Annotated in this window: 25 protein-coding genes, 1 tRNA gene and 1 riboswitch; of the genes, 24 read left to right on the top strand and 2 right to left on the bottom strand. The window is 46.1% G+C overall.

Annotation, left to right across the window (positions count from 1 at the left end):
• Positions 1 to 128 precede the first annotated feature (128 nt).
• The gene (locus tag ACTQ50_RS09820) at positions 129 to 344 is read right to left on the bottom strand and encodes a helix-turn-helix domain-containing protein (RefSeq protein ID WP_441484036.1); all 216 of its coding nucleotides are present in this window, start codon (positions 342 to 344) and stop codon (positions 129 to 131) included.
• Between the two features lie 257 nt (positions 345 to 601).
• Between ACTQ50_RS09820 and ACTQ50_RS09825 the strand changes: the two genes are divergently transcribed.
• The 12 genes from ACTQ50_RS09825 to ACTQ50_RS09880 all read left to right on the top strand — a co-directional run bounded on the left by ACTQ50_RS09825 (position 602) and on the right by ACTQ50_RS09880 (position 13,926).
• Positions 602 to 2,179, top strand: coding sequence for a YifB family Mg chelatase-like AAA ATPase (locus ACTQ50_RS09825; protein ID WP_441484037.1), 1,578 nt, complete (start codon positions 602 to 604; stop codon positions 2,177 to 2,179).
• Positions 2,180 to 2,213: 34 nt separating this feature from the next.
• Positions 2,214 to 3,098, top strand: coding sequence for a DNA-processing protein DprA (dprA, locus tag ACTQ50_RS09830; protein ID WP_441484038.1), 885 nt, complete (start codon positions 2,214 to 2,216; stop codon positions 3,096 to 3,098).
• A 75-nt stretch (positions 3,099 to 3,173) separates the two neighbouring features.
• The gene (gene topA, locus ACTQ50_RS09835; protein WP_441484039.1) at positions 3,174 to 5,252 is read left to right on the top strand and encodes a type I DNA topoisomerase; all 2,079 of its coding nucleotides are present in this window, start codon (positions 3,174 to 3,176) and stop codon (positions 5,250 to 5,252) included.
• Between the two features lie 303 nt (positions 5,253 to 5,555).
• Complete coding sequence (gene codY, locus ACTQ50_RS09840; protein ID WP_295307351.1) at positions 5,556 to 6,341, top strand: GTP-sensing pleiotropic transcriptional regulator CodY; 786 nt, start codon at positions 5,556 to 5,558, stop codon at positions 6,339 to 6,341.
• Between the two features lie 26 nt (positions 6,342 to 6,367).
• The gene (locus tag ACTQ50_RS09845) at positions 6,368 to 6,508 is read left to right on the top strand and encodes a hypothetical protein (RefSeq protein ID WP_441484040.1); all 141 of its coding nucleotides are present in this window, start codon (positions 6,368 to 6,370) and stop codon (positions 6,506 to 6,508) included.
• A gap of 127 nt (positions 6,509 to 6,635) precedes the next feature.
• Positions 6,636 to 6,920: a co-chaperone GroES gene (gene groES / locus ACTQ50_RS09850; protein ID WP_226820452.1), complete on the top strand. Its 285-nt coding sequence runs from the start codon at positions 6,636 to 6,638 to the stop codon at positions 6,918 to 6,920.
• 45 nt (positions 6,921 to 6,965) lie between these two features.
• On the top strand, positions 6,966 to 8,588 hold the full coding sequence (gene groL / locus ACTQ50_RS09855) for a chaperonin GroEL (protein ID WP_441484041.1): 1,623 nt from the start codon (positions 6,966 to 6,968) through the stop codon (positions 8,586 to 8,588).
• A gap of 197 nt (positions 8,589 to 8,785) precedes the next feature.
• Positions 8,786 to 9,292 (top strand): DUF6106 family protein, encoded by a 507-nt coding sequence (locus tag ACTQ50_RS09860; protein WP_441484042.1) that lies wholly within the window; start codon positions 8,786 to 8,788, stop codon positions 9,290 to 9,292.
• Between the two features lie 81 nt (positions 9,293 to 9,373).
• Positions 9,374 to 10,831, top strand: coding sequence for an IMP dehydrogenase (gene guaB, locus ACTQ50_RS09865; protein WP_441484043.1), 1,458 nt, complete (start codon positions 9,374 to 9,376; stop codon positions 10,829 to 10,831).
• Positions 10,831 to 11,604: a peptidoglycan recognition protein family protein gene (locus ACTQ50_RS09870; RefSeq protein ID WP_441484044.1), complete on the top strand. Its 774-nt coding sequence runs from the start codon at positions 10,831 to 10,833 to the stop codon at positions 11,602 to 11,604. The genes guaB and ACTQ50_RS09870 overlap by 1 nt, the downstream gene beginning before the upstream one ends.
• Positions 11,605 to 11,764: 160 nt before the next feature.
• Positions 11,765 to 11,848, top strand: a riboswitch (ZMP/ZTP riboswitch).
• 68 nt (positions 11,849 to 11,916) lie between these two features.
• Positions 11,917 to 12,630: an IMP cyclohydrolase gene (locus ACTQ50_RS09875; RefSeq protein WP_441484045.1), complete on the top strand. Its 714-nt coding sequence runs from the start codon at positions 11,917 to 11,919 to the stop codon at positions 12,628 to 12,630.
• Positions 12,631 to 12,741: 111 nt separating this feature from the next.
• Entirely contained in the window at positions 12,742 to 13,926 is a 1,185-nt protein-coding gene (locus ACTQ50_RS09880; protein WP_441484046.1) for a phosphoribosylaminoimidazolecarboxamide formyltransferase, read from the top strand.
• Between the two features lie 221 nt (positions 13,927 to 14,147).
• Here the strand turns inward: ACTQ50_RS09880 and ACTQ50_RS09885 are convergent.
• Positions 14,148 to 14,220: transfer RNA gene (locus tag ACTQ50_RS09885), tRNA-Gly, on the bottom strand.
• Positions 14,221 to 14,433: 213 nt separating this feature from the next.
• Between ACTQ50_RS09885 and ACTQ50_RS09890 the strand changes: the two genes are divergently transcribed.
• The 12 genes from ACTQ50_RS09890 (at position 14,434) to tsaA (ending at position 24,353) form a co-directional block, all read left to right on the top strand.
• Positions 14,434 to 15,297 carry a 3D domain-containing protein gene (locus ACTQ50_RS09890; protein WP_441484047.1) on the top strand — a complete coding sequence of 288 codons (864 nt, stop codon included), beginning with the start codon at positions 14,434 to 14,436 and terminating at the stop codon, positions 15,295 to 15,297.
• 229 nt (positions 15,298 to 15,526) lie between these two features.
• The gene (locus ACTQ50_RS09895; RefSeq protein ID WP_441484048.1) at positions 15,527 to 16,234 is read left to right on the top strand and encodes a polysaccharide biosynthesis tyrosine autokinase; all 708 of its coding nucleotides are present in this window, start codon (positions 15,527 to 15,529) and stop codon (positions 16,232 to 16,234) included.
• A gap of 55 nt (positions 16,235 to 16,289) precedes the next feature.
• Complete coding sequence (locus ACTQ50_RS09900; RefSeq protein WP_441484049.1) at positions 16,290 to 17,021, top strand: CpsB/CapC family capsule biosynthesis tyrosine phosphatase; 732 nt, start codon at positions 16,290 to 16,292, stop codon at positions 17,019 to 17,021.
• A gap of 38 nt (positions 17,022 to 17,059) precedes the next feature.
• A complete protein-coding gene (locus tag ACTQ50_RS09905; RefSeq protein ID WP_441484050.1) occupies positions 17,060 to 17,791 on the top strand; it encodes a YveK family protein in 732 nt (243 codons plus the stop codon).
• A gap of 27 nt (positions 17,792 to 17,818) precedes the next feature.
• Positions 17,819 to 18,610 (top strand): immunoglobulin-like domain-containing protein, encoded by a 792-nt coding sequence (locus tag ACTQ50_RS09910; RefSeq protein ID WP_441484051.1) that lies wholly within the window; start codon positions 17,819 to 17,821, stop codon positions 18,608 to 18,610.
• A gap of 62 nt (positions 18,611 to 18,672) precedes the next feature.
• Positions 18,673 to 19,590 carry an LCP family protein gene (locus ACTQ50_RS09915; protein WP_441484052.1) on the top strand — a complete coding sequence of 306 codons (918 nt, stop codon included), beginning with the start codon at positions 18,673 to 18,675 and terminating at the stop codon, positions 19,588 to 19,590.
• A 166-nt stretch (positions 19,591 to 19,756) separates the two neighbouring features.
• Positions 19,757 to 20,311: a phosphatase PAP2 family protein gene (locus ACTQ50_RS09920; RefSeq protein ID WP_441484053.1), complete on the top strand. Its 555-nt coding sequence runs from the start codon at positions 19,757 to 19,759 to the stop codon at positions 20,309 to 20,311.
• A gap of 74 nt (positions 20,312 to 20,385) precedes the next feature.
• The gene (rlmD, locus tag ACTQ50_RS09925) at positions 20,386 to 21,552 is read left to right on the top strand and encodes a 23S rRNA (uracil(1939)-C(5))-methyltransferase RlmD (protein WP_441484054.1); all 1,167 of its coding nucleotides are present in this window, start codon (positions 20,386 to 20,388) and stop codon (positions 21,550 to 21,552) included.
• Complete coding sequence (locus tag ACTQ50_RS09930) at positions 21,549 to 21,890, top strand: DUF1622 domain-containing protein (RefSeq protein WP_441484055.1); 342 nt, start codon at positions 21,549 to 21,551, stop codon at positions 21,888 to 21,890. The genes rlmD and ACTQ50_RS09930 overlap by 4 nt, the downstream gene beginning before the upstream one ends.
• On the top strand, positions 21,887 to 22,504 hold the full coding sequence (locus tag ACTQ50_RS09935) for a glycerol-3-phosphate acyltransferase (protein ID WP_441484056.1): 618 nt from the start codon (positions 21,887 to 21,889) through the stop codon (positions 22,502 to 22,504). The genes ACTQ50_RS09930 and ACTQ50_RS09935 overlap by 4 nt, the downstream gene beginning before the upstream one ends.
• Positions 22,501 to 23,613: an MGDG synthase family glycosyltransferase gene (locus ACTQ50_RS09940; protein WP_441484057.1), complete on the top strand. Its 1,113-nt coding sequence runs from the start codon at positions 22,501 to 22,503 to the stop codon at positions 23,611 to 23,613. Before ACTQ50_RS09935 ends, ACTQ50_RS09940 begins: the two co-directional genes overlap by 4 nt.
• Before the next feature lie 56 nt (positions 23,614 to 23,669).
• Positions 23,670 to 24,353 (top strand): tRNA (N6-threonylcarbamoyladenosine(37)-N6)-methyltransferase TrmO, encoded by a 684-nt coding sequence (tsaA, locus tag ACTQ50_RS09945; RefSeq protein ID WP_441484058.1) that lies wholly within the window; start codon positions 23,670 to 23,672, stop codon positions 24,351 to 24,353.
• Positions 24,354 to 24,387 lie beyond the last annotated feature (34 nt).

Here is a 24,387-nt window from a genome sequence, read left to right on the forward strand (position 1 = left end):
ACAGCCAGATTTTTGTTGATTTTGAAAAAAATAAAAAGAAAAGAAGTTTTAAAAGAAAAATGGTGCTGGGCATAACACCCAACACCAAGTTTGTCTACAGTCTGAAATGAGGGGGACCAGAGTCCCCCTCATTTTGGCATCTTTTTATTATCGGTGCGTCCAACCAGATAGTCAATACTGGTCTCATAATAATTTGCAAGACGAATCAGCATTTCAATTGGGATATTCCTGGAGCCGGTTTCGTAATGGGAATAGGAACGCTGGCTGATATGCAGGATATCGCTGATCTGTTTCTGGGACAGGTCGGCGTCTGTCCGAAGGTCCTGAATTCTCTGAAATTTCATTGGTTCACCTCTTTTTCTTCTGTGGGATTCCTTTTGGAGAATCCTTTCCGAAAGTATAAATCAGAACGAAATGCACTATTGCAATTCAGAGCAAAATGGGCTATAATGAATTTTATATATCTTTAAAGCATGTCTTTAGGGGCTGGTTTTCAGCCAGCCCAGCAGCATTTTTTATAACTGTGCGGTACTTTCACAGTTATCATTTTTTGATCTTTTATTCGTTTTTATTCCAGAGAAGTTTTTGATGGCAGAATGGTTTGAAATACGGGGACAGACTGTATCTGCAGAAAGGAATAAGATTGTTTGCAAGCGTTTTATCAGCGGCAATTTCCGGTATGGAGGTATGCCCGGTCCAGGTGGAAGCGGATGTAAGTGACGGGCTTCCCTGTTTCACCATGGTTGGATTTCCAAGTACCCAGGTGAGAGAAGCCCAGGACAGAGTGCGTACTGCGCTGAAAAATAATGGAATCAGTCTGCCGCCCAAGAAGGTGACGGTAAATCTGGCACCGGCAGATTTGAAAAAAGAGGGGGCAGGATTTGACCTGCCGGTAGCTGCGGCGGTTCTGGCAGCAGCGGGATTTCTTGATCCAAAGCTTCTTAAGGGGGTTCTGGTAGTGGGAGAACTGAGCTTAAATGGAGAGGTGCGAAGCGTTTCTGGTGTGCTGCCAAGAGTGATTCGGGCCAGGGAGCTTGGCTGCCGGTATTGCATGATCCCTTTGGGAAATTTTGAGGAAGCTGCTTTGGTGCGGGATATGAAGGTGGTTGGTGTCCGCAATATTGGGGAGGTTCTGAAATTCGTTTCAGATCCGGAGACTTTTGAAAAAGAAAGGATGCATTCTGAAGAAGAGCGGGATGGTAGTATTACAGAGACCGGCCCGGTGGATTTTTCGGAGATCTGTGGGCAGGAAAGTGCCAGAAGAGCGGCTGAAATTGCGGTAAGCGGGTTTCATAATATTTTGTTCATCGGTCCGCCGGGCGCTGGCAAAACCATGCTGGCGAAGCGGATTCCTACTATTATGCCGTCCCTCACTTTTGAAGAAAGTCTGGAACTTACGAAAATTTACAGTATTGCAGGGCTTTTAAGTCAAAAAAGACCGCTGATCCAGGTACGGCCTTTTCGAAATCCCCACCATACCAGCTCGTCTGCATCTCTGGCTGGAGGCGGCAGAATTCCAGGACCAGGGGAGGTGACACTGGCGCACAGGGGCGTGTTGTTCCTGGACGAAATGCCGGAGTTTACAAGAAGAAGCCTGGAGGTATTGCGCCAGCCCCTTGAGGACAAGCAGATTCAGCTTTCCAGGGCCAGTGGGACTTATGTGTTTCCCGCCGGGTTTATATTGGTGGCAGCCATGAACCCCTGTCCCTGCGGCTATTACCCAGACATGAACAAATGCAGGTGCACACCTGGCGAGGTCAGCCATTATCTTCATAAGCTCAGCCAGCCCCTCCTTGAGAGGATCGATCTTTGTGCAGATGTGCCGCCTGTAAATTTTTCCCAGATCTCAGGGAAGAAACCGGGCGAAAGTTCGGCCGTTATCCGGAAAAGGGTGGAAAAAGCAAGGGAAATACAGCAGAAACGCTATGAAAAGGAGAAAATCTGTTTTAACGGGGAACTGTCCGGAAAACAGATCCAGAAATATTGTGTGCTGACGGAGCATGCCCTTCAGGTGGCAAAAGATGCCTTTGAGCTTATGGCGCTCAGCGCCAGGTCTTATCACCGGATCCTGAAGGTTTCTAGGACCATTGCGGACATGGAAGGTGAGGAGCTGATACATACGAGACATGTTGCGGAGGCACTTACCTATAAAGCGTTTGATAAGAAATACAAAGGATGAAGGCATAAAAACGTAGTTCAGGAGGTATTTTAGTATGGAAGTAATCCCAAAAATCAAGTGTATCACCAAAGAGGATCCTAACTTCCCGGAGCGGCTTCGAAAGCTTTCCGGGATGCCCAAAAAACTGTACTACATTGGAAACCTGCCAGATCCGAAAAAGCCCTCCGCAGCGGTGATCGGCGCCCGCATGTGCAGTCCCTACGGCAGATGCCAGGCCTTCAAATATGCCAGGACCATGGCTAAGTATGGGGTACAGATCATCAGCGGAATGGCCAGAGGAATTGACGCAGAAGGACATAAGGGGGCACTGGATACAGATACCCCTACCTTTGCAGTACTGGGAAGCGGCGTGGATGTGTGTTATCCAAAATCCAACAGGCGGCTTTATCAGCGAATCCTGGAGAAGGGCGGCGGGATCATCAGCGAGCTTCCGCCAGGTTCTCCGCCTATGAACTGGGCGTTTCCCGCAAGAAACCGGATCATCAGCGGACTTTCTGATGCAGTTCTTGTGGTGGAGGCAAAGGAACAAAGCGGTTCCCTGATCACGGCAAACTTTGCCCTGGAGCACGGACACAGTGTTTATGCCCTTCCAGGGGCGGTGACAGAGGAGCTGAGCCGGGGCTGCAACAAGCTGATCTTTGACGGCGCAGGAATTGCCTACAGCCCGGAAATCATGCTTATGGAATGGGGAATCGAAGCAAAAAACAACCCTCAAAATATGGAAAAAAAGAAGTTGGGGCTTGCGCCAGATTTGGATTTGGTGTATAGTGGTCTCGATTTACGACCTGAAAACCTGGATGATCTGATACGAAAAACAGGCTTTTCAGCGGCAAAAGTCAGCGCTCTTCTTACGGAGCTTCAGCTTATGGGGCTTGTAGGAGAGACTGGCAGACAGTACTACAGATTATCAGGGGGATAATCTGCAGGAACGAGTTTTGATCTAAAGTAACTGTGCAGGTAAGACGCAGTTACAATACAAAGTAGGAGAGGTAGTATGGCTAAATATCTGGTGATAGTAGAGTCACCTGCAAAAGTAAAGACAATTAAGAAATTTCTTGGGGCAAATTATGAAGTAGAGGCGTCTAACGGACATGTTCGTGATTTTCCCAAGAGTCAGTTTGGAATAGATGTTGAAAACGATTTCGAGCCCAAATACATTACCATTCGTGGAAAAGGAGAGCTGCTTGCCAAGCTTCGCAAGGCTGCCAAGAAGGCCGATAAGATTTATCTTGCAACTGACCCCGACCGTGAAGGAGAGGCAATTTCCTGGCATCTGATGCAGGCTTTGAAGGAAGATCCTGAGAAAATGCACCGAATTACCTTCAATGAGATCACAAAGACTGCAGTCAAGGATTCCCTGAAGCATGCAAGGGGACTGAATATGAATCTTGTGGATGCACAGCAGGCACGAAGAATGCTGGACCGTATGGTTGGTTACACCATCAGCCCCCTTTTGTGGGCCAAGGTAAAGCGTGGTTTAAGTGCCGGCCGTGTGCAGTCTGTTGCACTTCGTATCATCTGTGACAGGGAGGAGGAGATCAACTCTTTTATCCCGGAAGAGTATTGGAGCCTGAATGGTGAATTCCTGGTAGAGGGAGAGAAAAAGCCTCTGGAAGCTAAGTTTTATGGAACAGACAAAAAGATGGATATCCATAACAAGGCCGAAATGGAGGAAATCCTTAAGAAGCTTGAAAACGAAGAATTTGAGATCTCTGAGGTGAAAAAAGGAGAGCGGATCAAAAATGCCCCTCTTCCTTTTACTACCAGTACGCTGCAGCAGGAGGCATCCAAGACTTTGAATTTTTCCACCCAGAAGACCATGCGTCTGGCCCAGCAGCTTTATGAAGGTGTTGACGTCAAGGGCAGCGGCACCGTGGGTGTGATCACATATCTTCGTACAGATTCTACCCGTATTTCCGACGAGGCAGATGCAGCTGCAAGAAGTTATATTGGCAGCCAGTATGGAGAGGAATATGTGGCAGAGTCCGCCAAGGCAGTGAAGAAGGGACAGAAGATCCAGGATGCCCATGAGGCAATCCGTCCAACTGACATCAGCCGTACACCTGTACAGATAAAAGAATCCCTTACAAGAGACCAATTCCGTCTTTACCAGCTGATCTGGAAGCGTTTCGCAGCAAGCCGTATGGCACCGGCCAGATATGAAACCACTTCTGTAAAGGTGGCAGCTGGCGAGTATACCTTTACCGTATCTGCTTCCAAGGTGGCATTTGACGGTTTCCTTTCTGTCTATATGCAGGAAGAGGACATGAAGAAGGGAAATGTGTTAAGCCAGAGCCTTACCAAGGGCATGAAGCTGAAACTGAAGGAATTAAAGCCGGAGCAGCATTTTACCCAGCCGCCGGCACATTATACAGAGGCTTCCCTGGTAAAGACCATGGAAGAGCTTGGCATTGGACGTCCAAGTACCTATGCACCGACGATCACCACCATTATCAGCCGCCGCTATGTTTCCAAGGAGCAGCGTAATCTTTACGTGACAGAGCTTGGTGAGGTGGTAAACAGCATTATGAAGCAGGCATTCCCAAGTATTGTGGATGTGAATTTCACCGCTACTATGGAGGGGCTTTTGGACTGTGTGGAGAATGGTACCGTACAGTGGAAGACGGTTGTGCGTAATTTCTACCCGGATCTGAAGCATGATGTGGATGCGGCCCAGGAGGAACTGGAGAAGGTTGACATTCATGATGAGGAAACCGATGTAGTCTGTGACAACTGCGGCCGCCACATGGTGATCAAATATGGTCCTCACGGAAGATTCCTGGCATGTCCTGGATTCCCGGAGTGCAGAAATACCAAGCCTTATTATGAGAAGATCGGCGTAGCCTGCCCGAAGTGCGGCAAGGAAGTGGTTCTGAAGAAGACGAAGAAGGGCCGTAAATATTACGGCTGTGAGGATAATCCGGAGTGCGACTTTATGTCCTGGCAGAAGCCGTCTGCCAAGAAGTGTCCGGTATGCGGAAGCTACATGGTGGAAAAGGGAAATAAACTGGTGTGCAGCCAGGAAACCTGCGGCTATGTAGAAGCAAAGCCAAAAGACGAAAAAGAAAATTAAGGTTATGCGGCTGGTTAAGCCGTGAACTGCAACAATTTGGAAAAAGTTCCCTTTGCAGGGCAGGATGACTGTTTTGCAGGGGGATTTTTTTACGCGGGCAGTGAGCCAAAGACTGTGCTTGCACGTGACTTTACGCAAAACTATTACTGCCGTTGTTTGGTGAATAGTTCCAAAAACGTAATATTTTCAGAAAAGCTAAACAAAATTGAAAAATAGTAAAAAATAGCTTGTAAATAGTTCGAAAAACGTGTAGTATTAGAGTAACAAGTGAATTTAACGGAACAAAAGCGAAGGGAGGACAAAATGAGCGTTCAGTTACTTGATAAAACAAGAAAAATCAATAAGCTTCTGCATAACAGCAGTTCCAGTAAGGTGGTTTTTAATGATATCTGCCAGGTTCTGATGGATACCTTAAGTTCCAATATCCTGGTCCTCAGTAAGAAGGGTAAGGTACTCGGCGTTAGTTTCTGCCCCGGTGTTGAGGAAATCCGGGAACTGATAGCTGATGAGGTGGGCGGTCATGTTGACCCTCTGCTGAATGAGAGATTCTTAGGTGTTTTATCCACCAAGGAGAACGTGAATCTTCAGACACTTGGTTTTGAGCATGTTTCCAGCAGCTATCAGGGAATCATCAATCCTATTGATATTGCAGGAGAGCGCCTTGGAACTGTATTTATGTACCGCAAGGACCGTCCGTATGACATTGAGGATATTATTGTCAGTGAATATGGCACCACAGTAGTGGGTCTTGAGATGATGCGTGCTGTACACGAGGAGAATGCAGAGGAAGACCGGAAGAAACAGGTTGTGAAATCCGCCTTTAACACCCTTTCCTTCTCTGAACTGGAAGCGATCATCCATATTTTTGACGAGCTTGACGGGGATGAGGGAATCCTTGTTGCAAGCAAGATTGCGGACAGGGTAGGCATTACCAGATCAGTGATCGTAAATGCACTCCGTAAATTCGAGAGTGCAGGTGTGATCGAGTCCAGATCCTCCGGTATGAAGGGAACCTATATCAAAGTCCTCAATGAAGTGATCTTTGATGAATTGGAGGAGATCAAGGCACAGAGAAATAAAAAGCCCTGATAGGTTTCACGGATAAAATTTGATAAATGGTAAACAGAAGAACTGCTTTTCCCAGGAAGAAAGGGGAAGCAGTTCTTTTTTGTGGGCAAAAAGTTTCAGAAAATTATCAAAGTGAGAAAATGCGAGAAAAAGAGAGAATAAAAGAGCATAAAAAAGAATATACTTAAAAACACCACAATGAAAAGAGTTGCACAAAATCACAGAATTCAATAATATAATGGACAGTGATTAGCACTCAGCAATAATGAGTGCTAGTAAAGAAAAGAAAAATAATTCTAAAGGAGGACATAGATCATGAAATTAGTTCCATTAGGTGACAGAGTTGTATTAAAACAGTTAGAAGCAGAAGAGACAACAAAATCCGGTATCGTTCTTCCGGGACAGGCACAGGAGAAACCCCAGCAGGCAGAAGTAATCGCTGTAGGACCTGGCGGAGTAGTAGATGGCAAAGAAGTTAAGATGGAAGTTGCAGCCGGCGACAAGGTTATCTATTCCAAATATTCAGGAACAGAGGTTAAGCTTGACGGTGAAGAGTATATCGTTGTAAAACAGAGCGACATTCTTGCAATTGTGAAATAATTGAATATCATAGTAAATAACTTGAAATCAGGAGGATGATCAATCATGGCAAAAGAGATTAAATATGGTGCAGAAGCCAGAACCGCATTAGAGGCTGGTGTAAATAAACTTGCTGATACTGTCAGAGTAACACTTGGACCGAAAGGAAGAAACGTAGTACTTGACAAACAGTTCGGTGCTCCGCTTATCACAAACGACGGTGTTACAATCGCAAAAGAGATCGAGCTTGAGGACGCTTTCGAGAACATGGGCGCTCAGCTGATCAAAGAAGTTGCTTCCAAGACAAATGATGTAGCTGGTGATGGTACTACAACCGCTACTGTACTTGCCCAGGCAATGGTACACGAAGGAATGAAGAACCTGGCAGCAGGTGCTAACCCGATCGTTATGAGACGCGGTATGAAAAAAGCTACAGACGCTGCTGTAGAGGCAATCAAGAACATGAGCCAGAAAGTAAGCGGAAAGAAACAGATCGCAAACGTTGCATCTATCTCCGCTGGAGATAAAGAAGTTGGAGAGCTTGTTGCAAACGCAATGGAGAAGGTTTCCAACGACGGTGTTATCACTGTAGAAGAGTCCAAGACCATGCATACAGAGCTTGATCTTGTAGAAGGTATGCAGTTCGACCGCGGATACATTTCCGCATACATGTCCACAGACATGGAGAAGATGGAAGCAAACCTTGAGGATCCATACATCCTGATCACAGACAAGAAGATTTCCAATATCCAGGAAGTTCTTCCGTTACTGGAGCAGATCGTACAGGCTGGTGCCAAACTTCTGATCATCGCTGAGGATGTTGAGGGCGAGGCTCTTACAACCCTGATCGTAAACAAATTAAGAGGAACCTTCCAGGTAGTAGCAGTCAAAGCTCCTGGCTATGGCGACAGAAGAAAAGAAATGCTTCAGGATATCGCAATCCTTACAGGCGGTACTGTAATCTCTGACGAAGTAGGTCTGGAACTGAAAGACGCTACAATGGCTCAGTTAGGACGTGCAAAATCCGTTAAAGTTGCAAAAGAGACAACTGTTATCGTTGATGGTATGGGAGATAAAGAAGCAATCGCTAACCGTGTTGCCCAGATCCGTGCTCAGATCGAGGAGACAAAATCTGATTTCGATAGAGAAAAACTTCAGGAAAGACTTGCAAAACTTGCAGGCGGCGTAGCAGTCGTTCGTGTTGGTGCAGCTACTGAGACAGAGATGAAAGAAGCAAAACTGCGTATGGAGGATGCTCTTGCAGCTACCAGAGCAGCAGTTGAAGAGGGAATCATCGCAGGCGGCGGTTCCGCATACATCCACGCTTCCAAAGAGGTTGCAAAACTTGCAGCTACTCTTGAGGGAGATGAGAAGACTGGTGCAAACATCATCCTGAAAGCACTGGAAGCTCCGCTGTTCCGCATTGCAGCTAACGCTGGTCTGGAAGGCGCAGTTATCATCAATAAAGTAAGAGAGTCTGAGCCAGGTGTTGGATTTGATGCTCTGAATGAGAAATATGTAAACATGGTAGACGAGGGAATCCTTGATCCTGCAAAGGTTACAAGAAGTGCTCTTCAGAACGCAACAAGCGTTGCATCTACTCTGCTTACAACTGAGTCTGTTGTTGCAAACATCAAAGAAGACGCTCCGGCAATGCCAGCAGGTGGCCAGGGCATGGGAATGATGTAATTTCCAGGAACAGAAAAATAGAGTGAAAAATTCCGCTAATGGATTGTTTTTTACGAAAAATTTAGAATTCATAAGGGTCGGTGTCATAGACGCTGGCCCTTTTGTGTGTTATACTAAAATCAATACGGTGCCGGGATAACTTTTTTAAAAAGAAGTGAAAGAAACCCGGGCACGAAAAAACAAAGGAGAATAGTAATATGAGCGATTTGTATTCAGAGCTGCTTGTGAAAAAGGAGCGGACTGCAAAGGACAGGCTGGAAAAAGGCGGTGTGATCGCCCTGATCGTGCTTTTTGTACTGGCTGGCCTTTTTATCATGCCGCTGCTTCTGATCGTTGCCATTGTACTTGGCGTCTGTGCTTATCTCTTCATTTTTCCGGGAACAGACCTGGAATTTGAGTACCTGTTTGTAAACGGAGAGCTTGACATTGACAAGATCATGGCAAAGTCCAAAAGAAAAAGGGTAAAAAGCCTGAACATCACAGAATGTGACATTATGGCACCGCTTAACTCCCACAGAATGGACTATTACAACAGCAACCAGAAGCTGAAGGTACAGGATTTTTCCTCCGGTAATCCGGAACATAAGCGCTTTGCGATCATCTGCCGTGATGGTGCAGATACCTGTAAAGTGATTATCGAGCCAGATGAAACATTAGTAAAAACCATGAGAAATACTGCTCCAAGCAAAGTATTTTTAGACTAATTTACTAGATTGACACATTTTTAGTTTTTTGCTACACTAATCTACAAACCAAAGACACAATAAGACAAGGGAGGAAAAGCAATGGGTACTATCATTGGTGAAGGCATTACTTTCGACGACGTCCTTTTAGTTCCGGCGTACTCTAAAGTAATCCCGAATCAGGTCGACGTTTCAACTTACCTTACAAAGAAGATTAAACTGAACATTCCTATGATGAGTGCAGGAATGGATACCGTTACGGAGTACAATATGGCAATTGCCATGGCACGTCAGGGCGGTATCGGTATCATTCACAAGAACATGTCTATTGAAGCTCAGGCAGACGAGGTAGACAAGGTTAAACGTTCTGAGAATGGTGTTATCACAGATCCATTTTTCTTATCTCCGGAGCATACCTTAAAGGATGCCAATGACTTAATGGCAAAATACCGTATTTCCGGTGTCCCGATCACAGAAGGCAAGAAGTTAGTAGGTATCATTACCAACCGTGATCTGAAGTTTGAGACAGATTTCAGCAAGAAGATCAAAGAGTCCATGACATCTGAGGGCCTTATCACAGCGAAAGAAGGTATCACCTTAGATGAGGCGAAAGCAATCCTTGCGAAATCCCGTAAAGAGAAATTACCCATTGTAGATGATGATTTCAACTTAAAAGGACTTATCACCATCAAGGATATTGAGAAACAGATCAAATATCCTCTGGCTGCTAAGGACGAGCAGGGACGTCTTCTCTGCGGTGCCGCTGTTGGTATCACTGCCAACGTGCTTGCCCGTGTAGACGCACTTGTGAAGGCAAATGTTGACGTGATCGTTGTGGATTCCGCCCATGGTCATTCAGAGAATATCCTTCGTGCAGTAAGAGAGATCAAGGCCGCATATCCGGAACTGCAGGTTATCGCAGGAAACGTTGCTACAGGAGCTGCTACCAAGGCCCTGATCGACGCTGGCGTAGATGCAGTTAAGGTTGGTATCGGACCTGGTTCTATCTGTACTACCCGTGTGGTTGCTGGTATTGGTGTACCGCAGATCACAGCTGTTATGGATTGCTATGAGGTTGCCAAGAGATATGGTATCCCGATCATTGCAGACGGTGGTATCAAGTACTCTGGAGATGTTACCAAGGCAATCGCAGCTGGTGCAAACGTTTGTATGATGGGAAGCATGTTCGCCGGATGCGACGAGAGCCCGGGAACCTTCGAGTTATACCAGGGAAGAAAATATAAAGTATACCGTGGAATGGGATCTATTGCAGCCATGGAGAATGGAAGCAAGGACCGCTACTTCCAGGAGAACGCCAAGAAGCTTGTTCCGGAAGGCGTGGAAGGACGTGTTGCATACAAGGGACACCTTGAGGATACCGTATTCCAGCTGATCGGAGGACTTCGTTCCGGTATGGGTTACTGTGGAGCAGAGAATATCGAAGCTCTGAAGCAGAACGGTAAATTCGTAAAGATTTCCGCTGCTTCCCTGAAAGAGTCTCATCCACATGACATTCACATCACAAAAGAAGCACCGAACTACAGTGTGGATGACAAATAATGACAAGAAAATCAGCAAGGCCGTCTTTTTCAAGGCGGCCTTCTTTTCACAAAAGAGAAAAACTGGATAAGGCCGGCAGAATCCGTCAGAGAAACCAAAGAGTAGCATTTCTGGTGATCCTGCTGTTTCTGTTTATGACCGGGATCATCATTCTGGTGGTCAGACATGGACAGAAGCAGGAGGAAAATACAGAGACTTCACAGGAGACAGATGGAAGCGATGGCTATGGACCGGAAGAATGGATGGCAGAGGGTGCACCCTACATAGATGTGCAGCTGCTGACGCCCAATGAATATTCCAGACCACAGCTGCCTTTAAACCAGGTAGATTACATAGCCATTCACTATACGGCCAATCCGGGGGCGACAGCCCAGAATAACCGGGATTATTTCGAAAATCTGGCAACCTCCCATGAGGCTAAGGTAAGCAGCCATTTCGTAGTAGGGCTGGAGGGGGAAGTGATCCAGTGCATTCCTACTTCGGAGATGTCCTATGCCACCAATTCCCGGAATGTGGACAGTATTTCCATTGAGTGCTGTCATATGGATGATACCGGAGTGTTTGAGCAGGCAACCTATGATTCCGTGGTAAGGCTTGCAGCCTGGCTTTGTGCCCGTTTCGGACTGACCTCAGAGCAGGTGATCCGGCACTATGATGTGACAGGCAAGGAGTGTCCCAAGTATTATGTGGACCACCCGGATGCGTGGGAGCAGATGAAAGCAGATATCAGTGCACAGATCACAGTAGATCAGGGACTGATGGGCATTTCCTAGAGAAGAGGAAAGCGGAAAATCCCAGGAGAGGAATGTCTGGTTTTTCGTACATTGCGAAGGATTCTGCTTTGAAGGGCGTGAACCGTAACGCCAAAAAAATTGTATATAAAAGAAAAAGATTTCCCATCTTGAAATAGGAAAAAAAATATTGTAGTATAAAAAAGAACTGCATGACTGGCGGATCGTGGGGATACCCACAGGGAGTGCAGTAGATATTTTTGTGCCGACCGCCTGGGCAGCCTGGATGAAGGGCTTCCCAGGCGTTTTTTTATATTTATTACTTATATGTGATTTCGAAAGGAGAACATCTGCATGGAAATGATAGCATTGGACAAAGAACTGAAAGGAAATTCTTATCCGGGAAGAGGAATCATCATTGGCCGCAGCACCGATGGAACCAAGGCAGTTGCAGCCTATTTCATTATGGGAAGAAGCGAGAACAGCCGCAACCGTGTATTTGTGGAGGACGGAGAGGGAATCCGCACACAGGCATTTGACCCTTCCAAGCTGGTAGATCCAAGCCTGATCATTTATGCACCTGTCCGTGTCCTTGGAAATAAAACTATTGTAACAAACGGTGACCAGACAGATACCATTTACGAAGGTATGGACCAGCAGCTTACTTTTGAGCAGTCCTTACGTTCCAGAGAATTTGAGCCGGACGGACCAAACTACACACCACGTATTTCCGGAATCATGCATGTGGAGAACGGTTCTTACAGCTATGCAATGTCTATTTTGAAGAGCAACAACGGAGATCCATCCTCCTGCAACCGTTACACCTTCGCATACCAGAATGCAAAGGCCGGCGAGGGACATTTCATCCACACCTACAAATGTGATGGAAACCCGCTGCCAAGCTTTGAAGGCGAGCCAAAGCTGGTTCAGATCCCGGATGACATGGATGCATTTGCAAACATGCTGTGGGAGAGCCTGAACGAAGACAACAAGGTTTCTCTTTTTGTGAGATATATCGACATTGAGACTGGTAAATATGAATCCAGGATCATTAATAAAAATCACTAAGCATTCTGCTGTATGTGAAAACTTGCAGAAAGCCTTTTCTAAAATTCTTTTCGTAAAAAATATAAGATACTTAAGACAATTCGTTTTTGGATAAAAATGGAGGAAATCATCATGAAAGAATTAGAATTAAAATATGGCTGCAACCCGAATCAGAAACCATCTAAGATCTACATGGCGGATGGAAGTGAACTGCCAATCAAAGTACTTTCCGGAAGACCTGGCTATATCAATTTTCTGGATGCGTTTAATGGCTGGCAGCTGGTACGTGATCTGAAAAAGGCAACCGGACTTCCGGCAGCTACTTCTTTCAAACACGTTTCCCCGGCAGGCGCGTCCATTGGCATTCCGCTTACAGAGACACTTGCAAAAATCTATTGGGTAGAGGATATGGACTGGCAGAACTTTTCCCCGCTTGCCTGCGCTTATGCACGTGCAAGGGGCGCAGACCGTATGTCTTCCTTCGGTGATTTTATTTCCCTTTCGGATGTATGCGATAAGGACACTGCACTTCTCATCAAGAGAGAGGTTTCCGACGGTGTGATCGCTCCAGGATACACAGAGGAGGCTCTTGAAATCCTGAAACAGAAGAAAAAAGGCAACTACAATGTGATCCAGATCGATCCGGAATATGTACCGGCTCCACTGGAACATAAGCAGGTATTTGGAGTTACTTTTGAGCAGGGAAGACAGGAGCTTGCCATTGATGATGAGCTGATCTCCAACATTGTAACTGAGAATAAAGAATTATCGGAAGAAGCGAAAAGGGATATGAAAGTTTCCTTGATCATTCTGAAATACACCCAGTCCAATTCCGTATGCTACGTAAAAGACGGGCAGGCTATCGGCGTTGGTGCAGGCCAGCAGTCCAGAGTTCACTGCACCCGCCTTGCAGGCCAGAAGGCTGACAACTGGTTCCTCCGCCAGAGCCCGAAGGTACTGAACCTTCCATTTAAAGATACCATTTCCAGAGCAGAGCGTGACAACGCCATTGATGTTTATATCGGCGAGGAGTACATGGATGTTCTGGCAGATGGAAACTGGGAGAAAACCTTCACTAAGAAGCCGGAGGTATTTACAAAGGAAGAGAAGCGCGCATGGCTGGATCAGATGTCAGAGGTGACCTTAGGCTCCGATGCCTTCTTCCCATTTAGTGACAACATTGAGAGAGCACATAAGAGCGGCGTAAAATACATTGCACAGCCAGGTGGTTCCGTAAGAGATGCAGACGTGATCGACACCTGCAACAAATACAATATGGCGATGGCATTTACCGGAATCAGACTGTTCCATCATTAAGAGTCAGAATAAGAAGTATTTGAAAGAAATAAAAAGAAAAGCCCTGTACAGAAGCAGAAACGAAAAAACGTATGTTCCGGGATCAACGGCAGATGCGTTTGTTTCCCAGGCTGTCTGTGCAGGGCTTTTCTTATCTTATTAATTATAGGAAGAAATACATAAAAAATATTTTTTTAAAGTTTCCACACACAAAAAAAGCTCCGATCACTTCGGAGCTCCAGAGCGATAGACGGGGCTCGAACCCGCGGTCTCGACCTTGGCAAGGTCGCGCGTTACCAACTACGCCACTATCGCATTTTCATTATAAGTCGATTAATTATCTCGACGGCAATAATTATTTTACAGTATAAACGCCTTTTTGTCAAATGCTTTTTCAAAAAAAGAAAGGAAATGTGAAAAAATAAGAAAAAGCCGGACAGGGTTTGAAATACAGGAAGTGCTGTGCTATGATAACAAAGAGTAGGGGAAAGTCAAAAAGAGAATAGACAAGTTAGGAGATATAGATCCATGAAGAAAAAGATATTGATTATGGCTTTGTGTGCGTCCACATTAATGCCTGTTTCGGCATGGGGCGAGGAGGCTGCTTCTGAAACGGTTACAGAGGCAGCACAGATAGAGGAATCTGAAGTAACTGCAGTTCAGGATACAGTTACCATTGCAGAAGATACAGATGTACTGGACTATCCTGGACGAAAAGAGGGAAACGTGATCGGGGAAGTACTGGCAGAGGATGAGGTCAGCCGTACTGGAACCATTTCGGATACCTGGAGCAGGATTGTATTTGAAGATGAGAATGGAGAAGAACAGACCGGCTATGTTCCAAATTCCATTCTGAAAGGATATGAAGAAGAGAGTACTTCTGACGGAGCAGTAGAGGCTGGCATTATACATAAGAGCAGCGGAACCGGAATTTTTGCAGATGCAGTAGAAGGAGTTACGCAGACAGGCGGGGATCAGGGCATCCTTGTGGGGGATGTGGTTATGGCATCCGCGGACAGCTCCCTGCGTCCTCTTGGAACATTTCGGATCACCCATTACTGCCCATGCAGCATCTGCTGCGGTCCCTGGGCCAATGGTGTGACTTCTACGGGTTCTACAGCCGTTACCAACAGGACCATTGCGGTAGATCCTACTGTGATCCCATATGGCTCTAAGGTTGTGATCGATGGCCAGGTATATATTGCAGAGGACTGCGGTGGTGCCATCAAAAATAACCGCATTGATATCTATGTAGGAAGTCACGCAGAGGCTGAAGAAAAGGGCGTGTATGAGACCGAAGTTTATCTGCTTGAGGAAGGCCAGTCTTCTGAAGTCACAGAGGATCTTCAGGAAGAAAATGTGGATGTTCAGGCGGAAAACCAGGGCGAGTAAGCAAAAAGTTGTAAAAAACCGTGAAACTTTTGTGAAAATTTGTATAGAATAAGCGTTAAAATACACTAGCCAACAGTTGTAGTGTAGTGTATAATAACTAGGCGGATACTGTCCATAAAGAGAGCATCCGCCTAAAAGTCCGGGAATTGTCTGGTTTCACAGAGTGAACAGAACAAAGGAATACCGGCACACATTACAGGATAACAAATAGATAAGGTGAAAACAAATTATGGTAAAAGTAAAAATTAGCGATTGGAAAGCTGATACTTCCATGGACGAGGCCTACAAGGCACTTCGTACCAACATTCAGTTTTGCGGGGCTGACAAAAAGGTAATCGCATTTACAAGCTGTACACCCAATGAAGGAAAGAGTAATGTAACCTTCCATCTTGCAGCTTCCCTTGCAGAGAGCGGTAAATCCGTACTTTTAATTGACGCAGACCTTCGTAAGTCTGTACTTATGGGTAGAGTACAGGTAGAGGAAGAGGTAAAGGGACTTACCCACTACCTTTCCAAACAGGCGAAACTTTCTGATGTTATTTGTGCAACAAATCTTCCGAAGTTTCATATTATTTTTTCCGGCGTTGTTCCGCCAAACCCGACAGAGCTTCTTGGAAGCCGTCTCTTTAAGGACATGATCCGTCTTGTAAGAGATGTCTATGACTATATTATTATTGATACTCCGCCTCTTGGACGTGTCATCGACTGTGCTGTTGTAGCAGATTCCTGCGATGGAACTGTGATCGTAATCGAGTCCGGAAGCATCAGCTATCATTTCGTACAGGAGATCAAAAGCCAGCTTGAGAAGACCAATTGCCCGATCATTGGCGCCATTTTAAATAAAGTAGACACCAAGGAATACGGAAAATATGGTAAGTATGGCAAATACGGCAAGTATGGTAAATATGGCAAGTATGGAGAATACGGCAAGTATTGATCCTGCTTTGCAGATAGGAAACCATAAGATACGAGAATAGAAATGAGCGAAGCGAATGAAAGGTATTTATGATATTCACTGTCATATAGTTCCAGGTGTGGATGATGGTGCCAAGGATCTGAAACTGTCTGTCCGCATGCTTCAGAAGGAATATGATGATGGTGTCCGTAACATTATTGCAACCCCGCATTTTCGGTATGATATGTTTGAGCCACCGCTGGAACTAGTGAAGAAGCAGTTTCTTCGTTTGCGGAAAGCAGCGGCGGAGATTGGGGAAGACGGGATCCAGATGTATCTTGGATGTGAGCTTCATTCCAGCATGGACATGACAGATTGCCTGAAAAGCGGTGAAAGGCTTACCATGGCAGGTTCTCGCTATGTACTTACAGAATTCCGCACTACAGATGAGAAATCTTATATCAGGGAGAGAGTACAGGCGCTGATCCGCAGAGGGTATTATCCTATTATTGCACATGTAGAGCGGTACCGTTCTGTTGTAAAAGGCGGCGTGGTTTTTATTGATGAGCTCAGGGATATGGGAGCGTATATCCAGATGAATGCAGACAGCATCATTGGCGAGGACGGTTTTACGATCAAGCGTTTCTGCAAAAAAGTAATTAAAGAAGAAATGCTGGATTTTGTAGGATCAGATGGTCATGACATGGCGAAGCGTACTCCCCATATGGGCAAATGTTACGACAAAATTGAAAAAATGATGGGTACAGATTATGCGGATATGATTTTTATCAGTAATCCGGAATGTATTATCCATAATGAAAGATTTTAAAGGGAAAAACGAAAATTACAGGGTAACGGAGAAGAAGAATGGAAAATCAGGTTACAAACAACGATGAAATTGAAATCGATCTTGGTGAGATTTTTCACCTGATCCTCAGCAGACTGGGAGTCATTATTCTTTCTGGTATTATTCTGGGTGTGATCTCCATTATTGGAACAATGCTTTTTATCACTCCACAGTATGAATCTACCACGAAGATCATGGTACTGAATAAACAGGACAGCAATACACTGACCAGTGCAGATATGCAGACCAGTACACAGCTGACCAAGGACTATGCAGAGCTTATTAAGAGCCGTACAGTTCTGGAAGGCGTGATCGCACAGCTGAACCTTGATATCAGTTATCAGCAGCTGCTTAGCAAGCTGACTGTAGAGACCTCTACAGACAGCCGTATTGTAACAATTATCGTGTCCGATGAGGATCCTTATACAGCAAGTGAAATGGCAAATGCCATTCGTGATATGGCAGCAGAGCATATTCAGTCTGTAATGGATATCGAGGCTGTCAATGTAGTAGACAGTGCCAATATCCCAAGCGAGAAAGCAAGCCCAAGCCTTGGCAAGAACGGTGTGATCGGCGGTCTTCTGGGAGTGATCATTGCCATGGCTGTTGTGATCATTATCTATCTGACAAATGACACCATTAAGATCGAAGAAGATGTAGAGCGCTACCTTGGTCTGTCTGTTTTGGGAAGTATTCCATATTCTGAGAAAGAGTCCAGATCCAAGAAACAGAAAGCAAGAAAACGTCGCTGATAAAAACGAGTATAAGGAGCATGAGAGATGCGTAAATGGTTAGTTGTTTTAATGGCGGCAGTGGCAATCGGAGCGACAGCCATTCTTGGATGGCTGTATGTGGGCCAGGACCGCAAGGGACCTGAGATCACCATTGCTGACAGCAAAAAAGACAGTTATACAGCGGATATGACCACTGAAGACCTTCTGGAAGGTGTAAAGGCTGTTGATGAAAAGGACGGAGATGTATCTGACAGTCTGACAGTTGAAAACGTATATCTAAATGAAAAAGGCGATGAGGTAACGGTTGTCTATGTTGCAAAGGACAAAAGCAACAATGTAACAAAAGTGACTTATCACATGACATCAGATGGAGTTCTGCCTGGAAGTGTTATTTCCGGAGATGAAGCATCTGATAAGAACTCATTGAATAAGAGCAGGTCTGCGAAAACCAATAGCGATTCTGAGGACAGCGAAGATTTACAGGATGGTTCTGATGAGACTTCCGAAGAGGATTCCGAAGAAGATGCAGAGCTGACCGAGGAAGAGAAAGCCCAGGAAAGGGAAGAGGCAAAGATTGACAAGCTGAATCCCCAGGATCCCCGTTTCTATCTCACAACTTACTATGTTGAGATCGCAAAGGGAACCCAGATTGACAGGCTGAGCTATGTAAAAGATATCCAGGATGATAAAGATGCATCTAACGAGCTTTATCGCAAGATCCAGATCACTGGAAATGTGGATGTGAATACACCAGGTACCTATGAGCTGACCTACTATGTTGTGGATTCCAATGGAAATGCTTCCAATGGTGCAGTCCTTACAATTGTAGTAAAATAATCGGCTAAGAAGCATAACCCGAATACCTATTATATGACCACCGTACTTACAGGAGTGAAAAGATGAGATCCTCTATTTTGAAAAATGGCCTTATCTGTCTTGGTGCAGGATTATTACTGGAGAGCCCGGCAGTCACAGCTTCGGCTGTATATACAGTGAAGGCCCAGGAGAACGATTCTACAGTTGATACCAGCAATATAAAAAGTATTCTGCTCATTGGACAGGACAAGCAGGGCGATCAGACACGTCAGCGTTCTGACTCCATGATCCTTGCCACTTTGGATAAAGATCAGGGAACCATCAGCCTGACCTCTTTTATGAGAGATCTTTACGTTGCCATTCCGGGATATTCCAGTACCCGTATAAACGCAGCTTATGCGTATGGCGGAATGGAGCTTCTGGATGAGACTCTGGAAGAGAATTTCGGAGTTCAGATAGATGGCAATGTAGAAGTGGACTTCGAAGTTTTTAAGGTTCTGGTGGATAAGGTTGGAGGAATCGACCTGGAGCTTACCCAGGCAGAAGCGGATTACATATGTGGAAGAGATCAGAGCGTTCTTTATCCACAGCCTCTTCGTACAGACTGGGATCTTCAGGAAGGCGTGAACCATCTGGATGGCGAGCAGGCACTGATTCATGCCCGCAACCGTTCCATTGGCAATTCTGACTACCGCAGGACAGAGCGGCAGCAGGATGTGCTGAAAGCCGCTTTTGCCAAGATAAAGGACTTAAATGTTCTGGAGATTGGCGGGTTGATCAAGGATGTGCTTCCACTGGTGACCACCGATCTTTCCCTGTGGGATATGACCGGATATGCGATGGATGTCATGAGTATTGGAACGGACGAGATACAGTCTTACCGTATCCCTGAGGATGGAAGCTATACGCCTCAGACCATTGATGGCATGCAGGTTCTGGTTCCGGATCTGGAACAAAATCGTGAATATCTTCAGCAGATCCTGTATCATGCAGGTGAATAAAGAGAAAGAATAAATCCAGGCGGTTCGAATCACACGAACCGCCTGTTATGTTATTTACGTGGGCAGACGAGCCGAATAAAACTCGCAGAATGTGTTGCGTCTCGCTATGAGACGTCGCAGCTCTCAGGGGTTGTTCTTATTATGAAATAGAAAGTGAGGAAAATGAATGGGAATTCTGGAATGGATCCATAATATGGATGCACAGATACTGCTTTTTATCCAGCAGTATTTAAGAAATGATATGTTTAACTGGTTCTGGAAGGGGATTACCTTTCTGGGGGATGGAGGCTGGTTCTGGATTGTGCTTGCCATCGTGCTGCTATTCCCAAAGAAAACACGAAAAGCAGGCTTTACCGCTGCCCTGGCCCTGGTGATTGGTTCTATTGTGACAAATCTGGTGCTGAAAACCGCAGTTGCAAGGATCCGTCCGTATGACGCAGTGGAAGGTCTGGTGCTCCTTGTGGCGAAGCTAAAAGACTATTCTTTCCCTTCCGGTCATACCTGTGCTTCCTTTTCCTGTGCAGTGGTATATGATAAGATGTATCCGGGAAAGCCGGGAAAAGCAGCTCTTATTCTAGCTGTGCTGATCGCGTTGTCAAGGCTTTATGTGGGGGTCCATTATCCCACAGATGTCCTGGCAGGTGCCCTGGTGGGCTGGTTAAGTGCCCTTTGTGCCATGAAACTGGTATCCTATTGGGGAAATAGAAAAAATGCAGTATAAGATTGACATTCCCATATGTTTCGGGGATAATTTTCTTATCAGAAGATAAATAGAGGAAGTTTGAGGGAGAATTTATGGAGGAGAAAAGAAATACACAGAAGGCCTGTCCATATGCGAAAAAATGCGGGGGCTGCCAGTATCAGGGAGTGCCCTATCCTGCGCAGCTTAAGAAGAAACACAATCAGGTGCAGGGACTTTTGAAGAAATTTGGAAATGTGAAACCGGTGATCGGTATGAAGGATCCTTATTTTTACCGGAATAAGGTTCATGCCGTATTTGACAGAGACAAAAAAGGCAATATTATCTCAGGAATTTATGAGGCTGGTTCCCACAGGGTAGTGCCTATCGACCAGTGTCTGATCGAGGATGAGAAAAGCCAGGAGATCATCCGGACGATCCGGGGAATGCTGAAATCCTTCAAGATCAAGACCTATGATGAGGATACCGGCTACGGGCTTCTCCGCCATGTGCTGGTACGCCGTGGCTTTACATCCGGTGAAGTTATGGTGGTCCTTGTAGTGGCTTCCCCTATTTTTCCATCTAAAAATAACTTTGTGAAGGCACTGCGCAAGGCTTATCCAGAGATCAGTACGGTGGTATTGAACATTAACGACAAAAATACCAGTATGGTTCTTGGGGAGCGGGAAATCGTACTTTACGGAAAAGGCTTTATCCGTGATACCCTTTGTGGAAAGTCCTTCCGCATTTCACCAAAATCCTTTTACCAGGTAAATCCGGTGCAGACAGAGATCCTTTACGGAAAAGCAGTGGAATTTGCCGGGCTTACAGGGAAGGAGAAGGTGATAGATGCATACTGTGGAATTGGAACCATCGGCCTTGTGGCAGCTGGCAAGGCAAAAGAAGTGATCGGTGTGGAACTGAATAAAGATGCAGTCCGCGATGCCAGGATCAATGCCAGGGAGAATAAGGTGGTCAATATTTCCTTCCGCCAGGGCGATGCAGGAGAATTTATGGAGGCTATGGCCGCTGCCGGGGAGAAAGCGGATGTGGTATTTATGGATCCTCCCCGTTCAGGCAGCAGCGAGAAATTTTTAAACTCCGTGATCCGGCTGGCTCCGAAGAAAATTGTGTATATTTCCTGCAATCCGGAAACCCTGGCAAGAGATCTTCTTTACCTGACGAAGAAGAATTATAAAGTAAAAGAGATTCAGCCTGTGGAAATGTTCTGTTTTACAGACCACACAGAGGTTGTGACCTGGCTGGAAAGAGGTGGCTTATGATGAATACCATAACCGGGACCATGGAATGGGTTTTGGAAAATATTGCCGGATTTGCAATTGTGATCTTTGAATTTATCGGAGTTGCCATTATTATCTGGAGTGGTATTACCGGATTTCTCAAATGGCTGAAGCACGCCAGCGATACCGGTGTTTACCTGGCAAGAGGGCTTGCCATGGGCCTGGAATTTAAAATGGGAAGTGAGATCCTTCGTACGGTAGTGGTACGGGAATGGAAAGAAATCGGAATTGTAGCAGGGATCATAGCCCTTCGTGCGGCACTTACCTTCCTGCTTCACTGGGAGATCAAGGAAGAGGAAAAAAGCGGCGGTCATAAATGAGAGTGGAAAAAATATATTTGTTTTATATGATAAGCGGATTTCTTCTTGGCAGCATCCTGTTTGCCTACGAAGTTCCAAGAATCTGGAAACATATTGATATCAGGGAAGTGTCTGAGGATGGAAATCCAGGAACCTTCAATGCCTTCCTGTTTGGAGGAGTGGGATGTGGAGTCCTGGTCCTTCTTCTGGAGCTTTTGAAGGGATTTCTGCCAGTGTATTTTTGCTCTATGCGGGCAGGCAGGGATTCCCTGCTTTTTGCCGGGGTGCTGGCAGCACCGGTACTGGGACATGCTTTTTCCATTTTCCATAAGGGAAAAGGCGGGAAGGGAATTGCCGTAAGCTTCGGCGTGCTTCTTGGACTTTTTCCATGGTGGACGCCGGCTCTTGTGCTGGCTGGATTTTATATTTTCTTTTCCCTTGTGGTTCCGGTGAAATCCCACTTGAAAAGAAGTGTGCTCACTTTCGGATGTTTCTGTGTGACCTCCTTTTTCCCAGGCTGGGAAGGGGCTGTAAGGCTGGGGATTCTGATCATTTCCTTGGTCGTTGTGTATAAGCATGTGGAATCTGCGCAGGCTGCAGAGGACGCAGATGGAAAGAAATGGAGAACTCAATGAAGGCATTGATCTTGTCCTGCAATACCGGCGGCGGACACAATTCCGCAGGGCGAGCCATTGCAGAAGCCATGACCTGGCAGGGGGATGAGGCTTATGTGATGGATTACCTGACGCTGGCTGGAGAAGGCATATCCAGGCTGGTGGGCGACGGGTATGTGCAGATCGTCAAAAAGACGCCGAAGCTTTTCGGGCTGGTATACAAGCTGGGAATGCTGGTAAGCCGGCTGACAAGAAAGTCCCCGGTGTATTATGTGAATGGCCGCATGGCCAAGTATCTGAACCAGTATCTTACAGAGAATCCTGTGGATGTGCTGGTCATGCCACATCTTTATCCTGCGGAGACCATCACCTATATGAAGAGAAAAGGGATGAAGCTGCCTCTTACCGTGGCGGTGATGACGGACTATACCTGTATTCCCTTCTGGGAGGAGACGGATGTGGACTATTATATCGCCCCTCATGAAAGTCTGATAAAGCCCTGCGTGAAAAGAGGCGTCCCCAGGGAAAAGCTGGTTCCTCTTGGAATCCCGGTGTCCAGGATCTGCAGGCGTGAGATTTCCCAGAAGGAAGCAAGAGAAAAGCTTGGCCTTGCACCTGAGAAGAAATATATTCTGGCGGCTGGCGGCAGCATGGGCGCCGGAGACATGAAAAAAATGGTGGACGCTCTGTTAAAAGCAACCAAAGAGGAAGAACTGGTGATCGTGTGCGGAAGTAATACGAAGATGGAGAATCAGCTGAAAAAAGCCTTTGGAGCAGAGCCAAGAATGAGGATCCTGGGCTTTACCAATCAGATGACTCTTTATATGAAAGCCTGTGATGTGCTTTTTACCAAACCTGGAGGACTGACCTCTACGGAAGGGGCTGTGGCCGAAATTCCCATGGTCCATACAGATCCCATCCCAGGGTGCGAGACGGCCAACCGCAAGTTTTTTGGAAGACTTGGCATGAGCACTTCTGCCAGAACGGTGAAAGGGCAGGTGCAGGCTGGAATCCGGCTTCTCTATGATCAGGAGGCTGCAGAGCAGATGCGGGAAAACCAGCGGAAAAATATGAATAAGGCAGCGGCAGAGGATATCTGTGAGTTTATAAGAGAACATATAGAGCAATAGATCAGCTGCTGTTTACAGGGTAAACGGCGGCATAGAGGAATAAAGGTGCAACGAGAATGGAAATGAAAGTAATCGCTCATATAAAAAGTGATTTTCCAACGAAATTTGGAATCCCCCACCAGAGCGGCAGGATACAGGAACTAAAGGCGGATATTATCTTTGAACCAGAATACCGCAACCAGGAAGCCTTTCGGGGACTGGAGGAATATACCCATATCTGGCTGATCTGGGAGTTTTCCCAGGCAGTTCGGAAGGAGTGGTCTCCTACAGTGCGTCCGCCAAGGCTTGGGGGAAATGTGCGCAAGGGAGTTTTTGCAACAAGATCTCCTTTTCGCCCCAATCCAATCGGTCTTTCCAGCGTGAAGCTGGAGGGAGTGGAATTTACGGAGAAGGATGGTCCGGTGCTTCATGTTTCCGGGGCAGATCTTATGGATGGAACGCCGATTTATGATGTCAAGCCTTATCTGGCTTATGTGGACAGCCATCCTGAGGCAGCAGGCGGTTTCACAGACCGGATCCAGGATCACAAGCTGGAAGTGGAGTTCCCGGCAGAATATCTGGAGAAGATCCCAGTGGAAAAAAGAGAAGCCCTTCTGGCGGTTCTTGCAGATGACCCAAGACCAGGCTATCAGCAAGACCCGGAGCGGAAGTATGGAATGTCTTTTGGCAGGTGGGATGTCCATTTTAAGGTGGACGGGGAAAAGCTGAAAGTGCTGGATATAAACACTTTCACAGATTAAATCGAAAAAACCCTTGCAAAAAGTCGGTTTTTCT

It is taken from the genome of Blautia sp. Sow4_E7 (assembly GCF_052116245.1).
Classification (GTDB): domain Bacteria; phylum Bacillota; class Clostridia; order Lachnospirales; family Lachnospiraceae; genus Blautia_A.

Bases quoted from the DNA above. Each gene is read 5' to 3' on its own strand.
- ACTQ50_RS09860 (WP_441484042.1), top strand. From the start codon at position 8,786: ATGAGCGATTTGTATTCAGAGCTGCTTGTGAAAAAGGAGCGGACTGCA.
- rlmD (WP_441484054.1), top strand. From the start codon at position 20,386: ATGGAGGAGAAAAGAAATACACAGAAGGCCTGTCCATATGCGAAAAAA.
- ACTQ50_RS09900 (WP_441484049.1), top strand. From the start codon at position 16,290: ATGAAAGGTATTTATGATATTCACTGTCATATAGTTCCAGGTGTGGAT.
- ACTQ50_RS09890 (WP_441484047.1), top strand. From the start codon at position 14,434: ATGAAGAAAAAGATATTGATTATGGCTTTGTGTGCGTCCACATTAATG.
- ACTQ50_RS09940 (WP_441484057.1), top strand. From the start codon at position 22,501: ATGAAGGCATTGATCTTGTCCTGCAATACCGGCGGCGGACACAATTCC.
- ACTQ50_RS09930 (WP_441484055.1), top strand. From the start codon at position 21,549: ATGATGAATACCATAACCGGGACCATGGAATGGGTTTTGGAAAATATT.
- ACTQ50_RS09935 (WP_441484056.1), top strand. From the start codon at position 21,887: ATGAGAGTGGAAAAAATATATTTGTTTTATATGATAAGCGGATTTCTT.
- ACTQ50_RS09870 (WP_441484044.1), top strand. From the start codon at position 10,831: ATGACAAGAAAATCAGCAAGGCCGTCTTTTTCAAGGCGGCCTTCTTTT.
- ACTQ50_RS09820 (WP_441484036.1), bottom strand. From the start codon at position 344: ATGAAATTTCAGAGAATTCAGGACCTTCGGACAGACGCCGACCTGTCC.
- groES (WP_226820452.1), top strand. From the start codon at position 6,636: ATGAAATTAGTTCCATTAGGTGACAGAGTTGTATTAAAACAGTTAGAA.
- ACTQ50_RS09845 (WP_441484040.1), top strand. From the start codon at position 6,368: ATGGTAAACAGAAGAACTGCTTTTCCCAGGAAGAAAGGGGAAGCAGTT.
- ACTQ50_RS09880 (WP_441484046.1), top strand. From the start codon at position 12,742: ATGAAAGAATTAGAATTAAAATATGGCTGCAACCCGAATCAGAAACCA.
- ACTQ50_RS09910 (WP_441484051.1), top strand. From the start codon at position 17,819: ATGCGTAAATGGTTAGTTGTTTTAATGGCGGCAGTGGCAATCGGAGCG.
- guaB (WP_441484043.1), top strand. From the start codon at position 9,374: ATGGGTACTATCATTGGTGAAGGCATTACTTTCGACGACGTCCTTTTA.
- codY (WP_295307351.1), top strand. From the start codon at position 5,556: ATGAGCGTTCAGTTACTTGATAAAACAAGAAAAATCAATAAGCTTCTG.
- topA (WP_441484039.1), top strand. From the start codon at position 3,174: ATGGCTAAATATCTGGTGATAGTAGAGTCACCTGCAAAAGTAAAGACA.
- ACTQ50_RS09920 (WP_441484053.1), top strand. From the start codon at position 19,757: ATGGGAATTCTGGAATGGATCCATAATATGGATGCACAGATACTGCTT.
- dprA (WP_441484038.1), top strand. From the start codon at position 2,214: ATGGAAGTAATCCCAAAAATCAAGTGTATCACCAAAGAGGATCCTAAC.
- ACTQ50_RS09915 (WP_441484052.1), top strand. From the start codon at position 18,673: ATGAGATCCTCTATTTTGAAAAATGGCCTTATCTGTCTTGGTGCAGGA.
- ACTQ50_RS09905 (WP_441484050.1), top strand. From the start codon at position 17,060: ATGGAAAATCAGGTTACAAACAACGATGAAATTGAAATCGATCTTGGT.
- tsaA (WP_441484058.1), top strand. From the start codon at position 23,670: ATGGAAATGAAAGTAATCGCTCATATAAAAAGTGATTTTCCAACGAAA.
- ACTQ50_RS09875 (WP_441484045.1), top strand. From the start codon at position 11,917: ATGGAAATGATAGCATTGGACAAAGAACTGAAAGGAAATTCTTATCCG.
- ACTQ50_RS09895 (WP_441484048.1), top strand. From the start codon at position 15,527: ATGGTAAAAGTAAAAATTAGCGATTGGAAAGCTGATACTTCCATGGAC.
- groL (WP_441484041.1), top strand. From the start codon at position 6,966: ATGGCAAAAGAGATTAAATATGGTGCAGAAGCCAGAACCGCATTAGAG.